Raw genomic sequence first — 12,168 nt, 5'->3', positions numbered from 1 at the left:
CAGCATAACGCTGGCTATGTTGGTCATGATTCAGTTCGTCACCGCCGTGGAGGAACTATATGCCTTGGTGGTTATGCATCACGTTCGTCTGCTCCCGATCACGCTGGAATACGCAGAGGCGCGGGAGGGCACATTTAATGATTAAACGCCGGAGAAAGGACATGCGTAGGTTCAAATCTTGCCCCGCAATGGGGTTTAGTCAAAGCCTTGTGGCGAACTCTCTTATGCGCTCAATGATTTTCTCAAAGGTGGGGCGCTCTCGATAATAAAGGGACCTCGTGCTGCGGTAGGCTGCCTGATATTCAGCGAAGACGGCTTTGTCGGTGACGTTGAAGGCCGGATTGACCGTCAGATTCCGCTCCTCAGACCGGAACCGCTTTTCCTTGTGAGCGAAGTACCTGTCGCTGCCCAAAAACTCGAGAACCTCAGTGTTTCCGAGAAGCGCGTAGACATCGTAGTAGTGACGCAGGAAGTTCGCGGGAAACTCCCCTGTTTCGCGCTGCTTGCGGAATTTTGTGGAGATCGTCTGAAGTTTTTCCACCAGCGTATAGCCGGGATGGTAGCAGACGATGCCGAGCGCGCGATTGTCGGTAATGTTCACCTTGTCGACGGCAAAGTCGTAGGCCCATGAACTGATGTCGACCGGCCGGTTCGGTGTGACGTCGTCGAATCCGAGCTCCAGGAGAACGCCTTCCTTCAGGTCCGTTTCATCGGAGGTTGCGGTGGGATAATGCAGGCGTATGCCGCCGCTTCGAAACTTCTCGTCATCGAAGATATGATCCCGCTCGATACTGGTTATTCCATCGATCGAGATTTCTTCTGCCAGCCTGTCATAGAAATTCCGCCGGCTTTCGATCTGTTTCGGCTTGTCCTGATTGCGGTCGACGGCGACAGCCATTCCATGCGGCGGATTTATCCGAAGATGTGGAGTAGGTGGCGAGCGCGGTGCCGCCTTTTCAGCGGTCCGTTTCTCACCACCCCTCGCAGAACCGGACGTGCATCTTTCGTTATGCATCCGGCTCGCCAGAAGACATGGCGAAGTTTGGCGTTCCCATCCACGCAAGACGAAACCGACAGACGGGAGTCCATGCGAGCATATATTGCTCGACGTGCCCATCGCGCCACAGTCTGACCGTCGGACGGCGACTGCTGCGTTGTCGGCCTTTAGCGATCTCACCTGCATTGGCGTTCGGGCGAACTTTCCGCTGCCAGCGCCAGAGCCGATCCCCGGTGTACCAGTCGAGGCTGGTAAACACGTTGCTGGCTCCGTAGCAGAAACGGAAGTAATTCGCCCATCCGCGCAGGATGGGATTAAGCTCCTGAAGCTTTGCGCCAAGGGTGCCTCTCGCGCTGTCGCGCCCGGTGCACTCCTTGACTTTGTGACGGAGATCGAGGGACTTAACCTTAGGGATTTGTACGCGTGCACAATATCCATATCGCCTGTCCCATTCCATTCCGAAGCGGAATCCGAGAAACTCGAACCCGTCCGTTATGGCAGTGATCCTCGTCTTTTCCGGTGACAACTCAAGGCCCGTTGTTTCCCGCAGATATTTTGCCAGCGCGGATTTCTCCTTGATGGCCTGTTCCTGCGTGCCGGAAACCAGCACCACGAAGTCGTCCGCATAGCGCACAGGGAAGCACACGCAGATTCCTGCCTTGCGATCCCACATGCGCCTATCCGATGCCCCCTTGAGTATTGATTGTCGGGAAGACCTCCCCGTCAGATTCGGGTGTACCCACCGTTTATATCTCTCCTCAATCGCGCTGAGCGCAATGTTGGCGAGCAACGGTGATATGATCCCACCCTGCGGGGTTCCGGCTTCCGTGCGGAAGAACTGATCCTCCGCCAGCACACCGGCTTTTAAGAACTGCCCGACCAGCCATGTCACCCGCTGATCGGCGACGCGTTTGCGTAGCCGCTCCATCAGGTAGTGATGGTTGATGTTGTCAAAGCAGCCCTTGATGTCTCCCTCGATAACCCACGGATATGGCATCCCGTGCCGCCGGGTATCGCCGCCGCGTTTATGCGACTGAGCAGCCCGTCGGATATGCTCCAAGGCGCCGTGCGTGCTCCGTCCGGGCCTGAACCCGTAAGAAACATGCCAGAATTGCGCCTCGAAGATTGGCTCCAGAAGTACTTTGACCGCGCTTTGTACAACGCGGTCCTTGACCGTCGGAATGCCCAAGGGCCGGAATTGCCCCGGTTTACCGGCTTTGGGAATGAGCTTGCGTCTCGCCGGACTCGGCCGATATGCGCCGGAGCGCAGTTCGTCCTGAATCCCGGCAAGGAAGCGTAGCTCTCCCTTCTTCCGGATGCGTCCTACGGTCATCCCGTCGACCCCGGCTGTGCGCCCGCCCTTGTTGGTGGACACACGACGCCAAGCATGACGAAGCATGCGCGAGTCTGTCAGCCAGCCCCACATGTCCCGCCACTGATCGGGATTCGCCTTACTCCACTGATACAGTTTGCGCTGAACGCCGAGTACCCAAGCTTTATCAGCCTGATGATCCGTGTCCACAGATCACTCCTCCGCCATGCCAACCGATCGTCTTCCTGCCTCCCTTCGCCATGTGCCCGGCTTTTCCGGGCTCAAACTACTACGGAGGCTCCGCCCTTGAACGCGCCCGTCTCCGGTCGTCGCGGCTAGCCCGGTTCCTGCCGGGCAGACCGTTCAAGTTCCCGTGTTCCGATTTCCAACCTTCGTRCCTGTAGGTGGTGCGCTATACCCCTGGCGATGCGGAGAGTGGGTTAAAGGAACTCRCCCCCTCCGAGTGCGTATTTCTCGCACCCCTCAGCAGGGAACATTGAGCCCTGCCATGTCTGATCGCTCTGTTTGTCTCCCCGCCATCACGGTTGGGAAACTTCTCGGATATTCAGAGGCTTCAATCACGCACTTCGTTGTCTCACCATGAGCACTGCGGTAGCCCGGCCCGGAAAGTGATGGCTTCCGTCCGGTACAGTTCAGACCGATCTGCTTATGGCACCGAACCGGCGACACCCGGTCCAGCTTTTCGGTCCCCTTCCTTTCGTTGTTCCCACGAAAGGGACAGCATTGCAGCCGTCGGTCGAAAATCAGCAAAGCTAGGAGGGTTCTAACTATGTCATACTACCCTCCCGCGCCGTCACGGCGCACCGATGTCTTCGGAGAAGCGGTCGATAATTCCGAAGCCCTTGGAAAGCGATGTGCCGCCTTTCAGCTCGAAGGAATACCCCGCCTGCTTCAGGCCGAAGAGGCAATGCATGATCCAGTAGTCCTTTTCGACGAGTGCAGGCAGAATGCTCATCTCCTCGCCGACGATGCGGAGCAGGTCTGCGAACTCCGGGTGCCGGTGCAGATAATCAGCCATCAGCAGCTTCCGTATTGGCGAWGACCTCTCTGAAGAACTTCTTCGCCCGCACGCCGCCATAGTCTTCGGCGGCCTGTCGTAGGGCCTCCTGATCGAGCTTTCTCGCCACCGCCCCCACGCGTTCCAGTACCTGGGTTTCGTCCTCGGCAAGCCGTTTGAGATTGTTGACCAGATCGACCAACAGGAACTCTTTGGTTGCGATTGTTGGAAACTCGGGCTTCATCCGGAAAACATAAACCCGGCTTCCAAGCTTGAAGCGGCCATGACGCTTCCTGTTATAGACAATGGTTTCGTTATAAAGCTGTGTGGCGCCGACGCCGAGCGCATTATAGGCATTCGGCGTCAGCAGCAGAAACCGCTTGTCCTTCAGAAACGCTTTCACGAGGTCGCGGTCACTGGCCGGAGCGCGTCCGAAACTGGTGGTTTTCGGGCGCATGTAGACGCCGCCGGAGAGCTTTGTCAGTTCGCCGGTATCCAGCAACTTCCGAAGGTCTCGGTCCACAGAGGCGGTCCATCGAGTCAGGTCTGCCCTGCGATAAACCTTTCCCGGAACGAGATGCTGCTTCAGTTCGTCCAATCTGGTCATGTTTTTCACCTGCCCTCAAAATAGGACATGGCGCGAACTATGCAAGCATTTTCATTAAAAATTCATGCACATCCCGTACCGATGCTGGTGATGGCAACAAGGCGGGAGACGCCTTCAGTCTTCATCGCGCCGACGAGGGCCCGCGTGGCGGTGGAAAGAAGGCAGACCTCTCGAAAGGGCTGGATGGCGTGCCAAGTGCGCTGACGACGGCGTTGCGRCCCTTCAGCGCCCCGCACTGTACCTGCTCGTTCCGGGGTGTCTCCAACGACCAGTTTTGCTTTTTTCAGGTCCTTGGTCTTTTCGGATGATTGAACCAGTAATATCATGGGCGCGGCTGACAGTCTGGCTGACGATGGAGCGCCCGATCGGACCCGGTGGCGCCAAGGATCAGGATCTTCGAGGGAGCGGTTGATCAAGGATGAACGCGGTCATGGATCGTATCCTTTTAAAGAGAGGAGACGCCTCCGTTCGAGCCCCTGCCATCGATTAGAGCCGGCTCTCCGCGAGCAGCTCGCGGGTCGAGAGCAGTGCCGACCTGTAACCCCGCTCGCTGTCGAACAGTGCCTGTTCGGCCTGTTCTTCCAGCCCGTTGGGCTCTTTGCCGCRCAGTCCGAGATAGCAGTAGAAGCGAAGCTGTAGATTGCCGGCCTCATCTTCATAGAGCTCGTTGATGATGACGCCTTCGCGCGGGCCGGTGACCTGGAAGAACGCCACTTTGTGCAGGGGCTCTAGCGTGATGATCTCGCGGAGATCAGCGCCGGCAATGGTGGCCTCCCGGACGAAATGGGTCGCGCTGTCCTCCACGACGTCGCAGCGCGAGCAGAGCCCGGGCGGAAGAAACAGGCGCGCATCGCGCGCCTTCAGTTCCAGACCCTTCCGGGCCTGCTCCCGTGTGAGCTTCACTTCGTCCTTCGGGTTGACCGGAATGGTTGCTGTCGAATAGATCATGATTTTGTTTCCTTGATTGTGTTGGGGTCTGCTCCGCTCAGGCCGAGGCAAGTGCTTCTGAAACGAAATTGCGATAGGCACGCAGCGGACGGCCCAGCAGCGCTGTCAGGCGCTCGACATCACCCTTCTCGGGCAACATGCCGTCGGTCAGGAAACGCTCACCCATCATGCGCATGTCGAAGGACATCCAAGGCGGCATGAACTGCCTCAGGTTCTGTTCGAAGGCTCTGGCGTCGCCGCCGGCATAGTGGATCTGGAGGGCGAGAGCGTCCGACCAGATGGCGGCAATCCCGGCTCCGGTCAGCGTTTCTGGGCCGACCAGGTTGATCCGGTCGAGCGGAAGCGGCTGTGCCGACTGTTCGCGACGCAGCAGTTCGAGGGCGGCGATCTCGGCAATATCGCGCACGTCGATCATGGCGAGGCCTTTGTCGCCCACCGGCATCGGATAGATGCCGTAACTGATGATCGCATCCTTGATCATCAGGTCGTTCTGGATGAAGTAGRCCGGGCGTAGGATCGTGGCACTCATCCCCATCTGCTCGATCATCCGCTCCACACCGAACTTACCGGCGAAGTGGGGCACGTTGACATAGACATCGGGATGAATGACCGAGAGATAGACAATGCGCTCGATGCCGGCAGAGCGGGCCACATTGAGAGCGATGAGCGCCTGGGTGAACTCATCGGGAACGACGGCATTCAGCAGGAACAAGGTGGACACGCCATCGAAGGCGCGGCGAAGCGAGTCGACATCGAGAAAGTCACCCTGGACGACGGCAACTCCTGCCGGAAAACTGGTCTTGGATGGGGCGCGGACGAGGGCACGGACATCCGCGCCGCGGCTGACGAGATGCTGGACGACTTGGGTGCCGACATTGCCGGTGGCGCCGGTAACGAGAATGGTCATGGGAGTGTCTCCGGGTTGTGTTGCTTGACATCCCGAATATGGATGGTTCATCTTTGGGCCAATAGGCCGGAATTCTGGACAAGCCGTCTCACAGGTGGAACGATATGGATCTCCTGGCATTGGCCGATTTCAACCTCGTTGCCCGTCAAGGAGGGTTCGGCAAAGCGGCGAGGGCATCCGGCCGGCCCAAGGCAACGCTCTCCAGAAGAGTGTCGGAGCTGGAAGCGTCGCTTGACATTCGACTGTTCGAGCGCGGCAGCCGCGACCTGAAGCTCACCCAGGAAGGGCGAGCCCTTTATGAGCGAACAGCTGCCCTGCTGACAGAACTTGACGAAACGGCCGCCACCATTGCCTCGGGTGGAGAGAGACCGCGCGGCAAGTTGCGCATCAGCGCGCCGCTCCTCCTGTCGCAGATCGCCATGGGCAAGATCGCGGCGGGGTTTGCGCTAAAATATCCCGAGGTTCGGCTGGAGATTACGACGGAGGACCGCGCTGTCGACATGGTCGAGGAAGGGTATGATCTGGTGATCCGCGTCAATCCGGATCCGGATGATACCCTGATTGGGAAGCCATTCCTGCGTGATCGACTTGTTGTTGTGGCAAGTCCGGGTCTTGCTTGTCCGGCGGCCGATATCGCGGTGCCGGGCGTCGTGCGCGGAGCCAGCGTTGAGCAGACCTGGGAGATGATCACGCGGGAGGGACCTGCGAAAATCAGAGTCGAGCCGGTGCTCGTCTTGTCCTCTCTCATCATGGTTCGYGATGCCGTGCGCGCCGGCATTGGTGCGGCCCGCCTGCCGATATCGCTGATAAGCCATGATATCGCGGACGGCACATTGCAGCATTGGGGAGATGTCGAAAGACCCGAGATTGCACTGTGGGCTCTCTATCCGTCGCGACGGCTGCTCAGCGCGCGCGTGTCGGCATTCTTGGATCACCTAAAAGAAGTCTTTCCGAACGGGACACCCGACGAACTGGCTGCTTTTATCGGCAGGTAAGGACTTGGCAAAGCCACCCGCTCTGGGACAGCCAAGCGACGGTAACTGGAAAAGAAGGGACCCGATTACAGTCCCGTAGCGGAATTGATTTCCACTTTGCGCCGTCATGTCGGTCATTCAGGCTCTTATCAACGCGGCCTAAAGCGGACGAATATTACTCCGATAGGAACACTGCTAGCAGAGTTCGAATCCTGCCCGGGCGCACCATTAATACCGCGCTCTTTGCGGATGCCGAAATGCTCGATATAGATGCCGCTCTCCGTCAGCCGGAAWTCGGGGTGATAAGGACCGCGGGCATCGGCGGGCAGCGGGCCCCATAGACAGGCTCGTATTCGAATGCGATGCCGTGCGATAGAGCCAGTTGGAAATCTCCCATTCTTCAAAGCTTCTGACGAGTCGCCATTCAGGGTGCGAAGCTCATGGGCCTCCACCCACTGGAAATAGCTATCCTGCGTCTTGAAGTGACTTCGTTGAGAAGAATGTCCCTGAGCAGCACGCGGAACTTGGCGTCATCACTGGCATGATCGGCCCGCGCCGGACCCTTGACCTCAACCTCGCGGATGATCCGGTTGCCAAGCGCGTGAAAGGTCAGCGCGTCGACGTCTAGCGGCGGGGCTGGCCGAGGGAGCGAAGAATCGCTCCGGGCCACTTGCGTCTCTTGAGCTGCTTTGGCGCTGTCATGTTCACGCGCCTCCGCTGGCTATTAGCGTTGCCTGTGCGGCGCGGAATGCATCCTGCAGCGCCTTGTGATTATCGAGGCCTTCAAGGGCGTAGAGGTTGAGAAACTGACGCCCGGCAAATAGTTTGCGGTCGACGGGGCTCAGGTCTGCTTCGTCGCATACGCCTTGCCAGAGGTTGGCAATGGTTGTGATCTGATGTTCGATCAGCGCGGTGGCTTCCGCTTCTTTCAGGTGATAATCCGGCGCGGCAGCGAGCAGAGTGGCGAGCGTGCTCGCACGGCCCTCGCCCTTGATCAGCATGGCCTGTGTGRCTTCGTTGCCCGTGCGGCCTTGCGGACAGATGTCATAGGCCGGCGTGAGCGTCAGCATCCTGCCGTCCCAGAAGGCTGCATGGTTGCGGGCGTGGTCGTCGGTATTGCCGCACAGCACGTTGAAGCAGATCCGCCCGTAGAGCTCCTTCAGCGTGTCCTTCGGGTCAGTGAAGCGGTGGCGGATGAGTTCGGCCAGGTCTTCGTAGGAGGCATAGCGGGCCATCATTTCATCAAGACCCAGCATGGTCAGGGCTGAGACCATGGCTTGTCTCGTCCAGCCATCCTTTGTGTGCGCGCGGTCGAAGCGCTCGATAAGCAGCACATCCTTGTGGGCGGCGCGGGTCATCGACACGGGCGCGGCGTTGAGCCCGCAGGCGGCTGCCAGCTTCATTGCGATGAATTCAGCCTTCACGACGCTGTAGGTGTCATTGGCTGCCGAGAATTTAGCGATGAATTTCTTTGTGCCGTCATCAATCAGCGCCTTGGGGCGCGCCCCGCCAATCGACGTGCCGCGGTTAAGGGCCTGATCAAGTGCCGGGGGCAGGGGGACGCCTTTTTCAATAAGGGCGGCTGCCTCCATGAGTTCGTCAAGGGAGGCCTGTGCGGCAAGGCGGGGGACATACTCTGTGGCAGATGCCTGGAAATCGAGGGCGCCAATCCGGTCGGAGCCTGACTGGAGCAGAAAGGTCAGCTCGCTGATCTCCGGCACGCCGGCAGCGTCGGGCTTTTTGCCCGTCAGCCTGTTGATGATGATACGGCGGCCCCAGGCATCCGGCGAGCCGTCGCGGATGCAGCTTGCCATCGACAGGCCGTTGATGGGCGCGATGACTCCTTCCTGGAGGGGGAGTTCAGGTTCATAGAGGGAAATGGCGCTCTTACGGCGCCGGTAGCTGGCACCGTAGGTAAAGAGCAGGCGGTCGCCATCCTGGTCGAGGCGGCCGGCCACCGCCGGATCTGTTGCCCCGGGCAGCCACATCCAGACAAAGGCTTCTGTTGCATCCGCCTTAGAAGTCATCGTCGACCTCCTTCACGGTGTGGCGGACGCTCTTCGGCAGCAGGGCCAGTTTTTCGTCGAGGCGGGTATTGTGCATCTGAAGCGTGCGCTCGTCATAGTCGAATAGGCGCACGCCGACGAGTGAGGCGACCTCGAAGACGATGCCGATCTCAGGGCCCGGGGCGCCTTTTTCGATACTGGAAAGGGTGGTGCGGCTGATGCCGGCGCGGTCGGCCAGTTCCTGTGCGGTCAGGCCGCGCTCGGCCCGGCCGACCCGGATCAGCTTGCCGAGCATGGCGAGTGCCTGGTGYGTGACTCTCGAGTAGCTTCTCTGACGGGGCACGGTTATACCTGTTTTGTTCATTTGAGTGGACGCGAGGCTTTCTCATGTCCAGAATTTTGTACATTGTGCCATGGGACTGGTAAACAGTCAAGTTATGTTCATTTGATTGGTCATAAGGGTGGTTCGCGGCCAAAATTTTGTACATAGCAGGACCGAGGCCGGGCGGCGGCAATGCGATAGAGTGAAGGGGCAGGAGACCGGTAAGGCCGTCATGGGATTGGGAGAGCCATGGTGTCTCCACTAAGGTCACGCCAAAGGTCGTGGAACCAAAAAGCGCGTAGTGATTAGTCGCTGGAAAGACTAAGTCAGCCTCCCGGGTGCTGCCCTGCTCAACATCCTGCTCATCGAGTCTAAGCACCTAAACATCATAGAGATATGGCTTGCTCATCTCGTTCACGCTTGTCAGCCCAAGGAGCGCCATGTTCCGGTGAATTTCGGTCTTGAGAATGTCTGCTGCGAGAAGAACCCCTTCCAGGCCGCCGACAGAGGCCGCATACAGGAAGGGGCGGCCGACAAACACAAATCGGGCCCCTAACGCCAACGCCTTCAAGACATCAGATCCTCGTCGTACGCCGCCGTCGAGCATGACCACAGTCTTTCCTCCTACTGCATCAACGATGGCCGGCAGCGCGTCGAGCGGCGACAGTGCTCCGTCGAGCTGCCGCCCGCCGTGGTTGGAGACGATAATGCCATCAACGCCGATTTGCACCGCATGCCGTGCGTCGTCTTCGTGAAGCATGCCCTTGACGACGAGCCGACCCTTCCACCGCTCACGAATCCGTTGCAGGTGCATCCAGTGCAGGTGGTCCTTCTTGCCGAAGTCCCTCATGACCGAAGACGAGATAATCGGCGCGCCCCGCGTCGCGTACGAGTTTTCGAAGTGGGGGATCCCGTGTCGCAGGATTGTTCTGAGGAATGTGCCGATGGTCCAGCGAGGATGTGAGATACCTTGCCAGGCGAGCTTGAGGCCGGGCCGCAGCGGCGTCGAAAACCCAGCCTTGATGTTGTTTTCGCGGTTGGCAAGCGCAGCCGTGTCCACGGTAAGCGTTAGAACCTTAAACCCTGATGCAGCAACCCTGTCCACGAGGGCGTCGATGCGGTCCGTCTCTCCTGGTAGGTATGCCTGGAACCAGGTGTCGGGCGCAACCTGTGCGACCTCCTCCATCCCGATCAGCGAGGAGCCGCTCATGATCATGGAAATACCGGATTGAGCTGCACCCTTTGCGAGGACCAGGTCGCCTCGATAGGCCATCAGTGCACTGATGCCCATTGGCGCAATGCCGAAGGGCGCTGCATATTCTTTGCCGAACAGATCGGTCGCCATCGACCGCCCCGAGACGTCCCGGAGCACTCGAGGCTTGAACGCGTAGTTCTGGAACGACGAGGCGTTCATGCGCAGCGAGGCGTTGGTCTCGGCCGCGCCGGAGATGTATCCGAACAGCGGACGCGGCAGATGACGTCGCGCTTTGTTCTCGAAGTCCTCCAGTGACAGAACGTCTCCCAGCCGCCGTAGCGCCAGAGGACGAGGACCAGTCGGCTTCCGCATTCTAATCCTCGCTTGCCTCGAATGCCTCCTTCCGTCCTCGCCGAATTGCCGGAAGAACGAGCGCCACCAGCATCACCGCCGTGACTACGAGGAGAATGGCGCTGATCGGCCTTTCCGCGAACACCAGCGGATCTCCCTGGGAGAGAAGCAGCGCTCGGCGCAGGTTTGTCTCGAGGATCGGGCCCAAGACGAAACCAAGGAGAAGCGGACCGGCCTCGCAGCGCGCCTTGCGAAGAACGTAGCCGAGCACGCCGAACAGGATGACGAGAGCGACGTCGAAGCCTCGATTGTTAACGCTGTAGACGCCGATGCAGCAGAACAGGAGGATGGCCGGGTATAGCAGGCGATACGGGACCTTGAGTAGCCGGACCCACACCCCAATCAGCGGCAGGTTGATGACGAGCAGCATCGCGTTGCCAAGCCACATCGACGCGACCAGGCCCCAGAATAGCTCCGGCTGGTTCTGGATGACTGACGGTCCAGGTATGATTCCGTGGATAGTCATCGCCCCGAGCATCATCGCCATGATCGAGTTCGACGGAATGCCGAGTGTCAAAAGCGGAATGAATGACGACTGCGCTCCGGCGTTGTTGGCAGACTCAGGGCCCGCAACGCCCGCGATAGCCCCGTGGCCGAACTTCTCCGGATGTTTCGAGAGCTTCTTTTCTACCGAATAGGCACTAAACGCGCTGAGCGTTGCTCCCCCGCCAGGCAAAACACCCAGAAGCGTACCAACGGCGGTTCCGCGTAGAACCGCCGCCCAGCTCTCCTTAAACTCCTGCGCCGTCGGCCAGAGGCGTCCGATGGTGCTCTGAAGGACGCCGCGCGCTTCCTTGAATTCCAGGTTGCTGGCGATCTCAGCCACGCCGAAAAGGCCAACCGCGATAACCACGAAGTCGATACCATCGTAGAGCTCGGTCGATCCGAAGGTCAGCCGGGTCGAGCCGCTGTTGACGTCGATCCCGACCATTCCCAGCAGAAGGCCGAGGCAGACCATGCCAATTGCCTTGATAACGGAGCCGTGCGCAAGGATGGTTGCCGCGAGAAGGCCGAAGATGCAAAGAGAGACGTATTCGGCAGGGCCGAAGGACAGGGCGAAAGACGAAAGCGTCGGACCGGCAATGGCGAGGCCGATCGTCGCTACCGTGCCGGCAAAGAACGATCCGAGTGCCGCAATGGCAAGCGCCGCACCAGCACGTCCCTTTCGCGCCATTTGATAGCCGTCGATCGCAGTGACCACGGCCGACGCCTCACYGGGAAGGTTCACAAGAATGGCRGTCGTAGACCCCCCGTATTGCGCACCGTAGAAAATGCCAGCGAGCATGATCAGTGCGCCCAACGGCGGGAGGAAGAACGTGACCGGAAGCAGGATCGCGACGGTTGCCGTGGGCCCGATGCCTGGAAGCACCCCGATAAGGGTGCCGAGCAGCGCTCCGATGAAGCAGAACAAAAGGTTTGTCGGGGTGAAGGCTTCAGAGAACCCGAGCACCAGGACATCGAAGAATCCCAT

General features: G+C 59.4%; 10 protein-coding genes and 1 pseudogene. 1 reads left to right on the top strand and 10 read right to left on the bottom strand.

Features of this window, described 5'->3' with window-relative positions; all coding sequences use genetic code 11:
• Nucleotides 1-199: 199 nt before the first annotated feature.
• The 6 genes and pseudogenes from LCM4573_RS14375 to LCM4573_RS14350 form a co-directional block, all read right to left on the bottom strand.
• On the bottom strand, nucleotides 200-898 hold the full coding sequence (locus tag LCM4573_RS14375) for a nucleotidyl transferase AbiEii/AbiGii toxin family protein (RefSeq protein WP_244505317.1): 699 nt from the start codon (nucleotides 896-898) through the stop codon (nucleotides 200-202).
• 109 nt (nucleotides 899-1,007) lie between these two features.
• Nucleotides 1,008-2,519, bottom strand: a complete 1,512-nt coding sequence (gene ltrA / locus LCM4573_RS14370) for a group II intron reverse transcriptase/maturase (RefSeq protein ID WP_071007058.1) — start codon at nucleotides 2,517-2,519, stop codon at nucleotides 1,008-1,010.
• A 616-nt stretch (nucleotides 2,520-3,135) separates the two neighbouring features.
• Nucleotides 3,136-3,348 (bottom strand): annotated as a pseudogene (locus LCM4573_RS14365) (nucleotidyl transferase AbiEii/AbiGii toxin family protein); the annotation flags it as partial.
• On the bottom strand, nucleotides 3,341-3,934 hold the full coding sequence (locus LCM4573_RS14360) for a hypothetical protein (protein ID WP_071007057.1): 594 nt from the start codon (nucleotides 3,932-3,934) through the stop codon (nucleotides 3,341-3,343). The gene LCM4573_RS14360 and the pseudogene LCM4573_RS14365, both read right to left, overlap by 8 nt.
• Nucleotides 3,935-4,420: 486 nt before the next feature.
• Complete coding sequence (locus LCM4573_RS14355; protein ID WP_071007055.1) at nucleotides 4,421-4,882, bottom strand: AtaL-like protein; 462 nt, start codon at nucleotides 4,880-4,882, stop codon at nucleotides 4,421-4,423.
• A 37-nt stretch (nucleotides 4,883-4,919) separates the two neighbouring features.
• Nucleotides 4,920-5,789 (bottom strand): SDR family oxidoreductase, encoded by an 870-nt coding sequence (locus tag LCM4573_RS14350; RefSeq protein ID WP_071007054.1) that lies wholly within the window; start codon nucleotides 5,787-5,789, stop codon nucleotides 4,920-4,922.
• 104 nt (nucleotides 5,790-5,893) lie between these two features.
• On the opposite strand from LCM4573_RS14350, the gene LCM4573_RS14345 reads away from it, so the two are divergent.
• The gene (locus tag LCM4573_RS14345) at nucleotides 5,894-6,784 is read left to right on the top strand and encodes a LysR family transcriptional regulator (protein ID WP_071007052.1); all 891 of its coding nucleotides are present in this window, start codon (nucleotides 5,894-5,896) and stop codon (nucleotides 6,782-6,784) included.
• A 683-nt stretch (nucleotides 6,785-7,467) separates the two neighbouring features.
• On the opposite strand, the gene LCM4573_RS14340 is transcribed toward LCM4573_RS14345, so the two are convergent.
• From LCM4573_RS14340 to LCM4573_RS14325, 4 genes are all read right to left on the bottom strand, one after another.
• On the bottom strand, nucleotides 7,468-8,790 hold the full coding sequence (locus LCM4573_RS14340) for a type II toxin-antitoxin system HipA family toxin (protein ID WP_071007050.1): 1,323 nt from the start codon (nucleotides 8,788-8,790) through the stop codon (nucleotides 7,468-7,470).
• Entirely contained in the window at nucleotides 8,780-9,064 is a 285-nt protein-coding gene (locus LCM4573_RS14335) for a helix-turn-helix transcriptional regulator (RefSeq protein WP_071007048.1), read from the bottom strand. The genes LCM4573_RS14340 and LCM4573_RS14335 overlap by 11 nt, the downstream gene beginning before the upstream one ends.
• 406 nt (nucleotides 9,065-9,470) lie before the next feature.
• Nucleotides 9,471-10,658, bottom strand: coding sequence for an alpha-hydroxy acid oxidase (locus tag LCM4573_RS14330; protein ID WP_071007046.1), 1,188 nt, complete (start codon nucleotides 10,656-10,658; stop codon nucleotides 9,471-9,473).
• Nucleotide 10,659: 1 nt separating this feature from the next.
• Nucleotides 10,660-12,168, bottom strand: a complete 1,509-nt coding sequence (locus LCM4573_RS14325) for a tripartite tricarboxylate transporter permease (protein ID WP_071007044.1) — start codon at nucleotides 12,166-12,168, stop codon at nucleotides 10,660-10,662.

The sequence above is a fragment of the Rhizobium sp. LCM 4573 genome, assembly GCF_001854865.1.
In the GTDB taxonomy this organism is placed as follows: Bacteria; Pseudomonadota; Alphaproteobacteria; order Rhizobiales; family Rhizobiaceae; genus Neorhizobium.
This window is presented reverse-complemented; position numbering and strand designations above follow the sequence as displayed.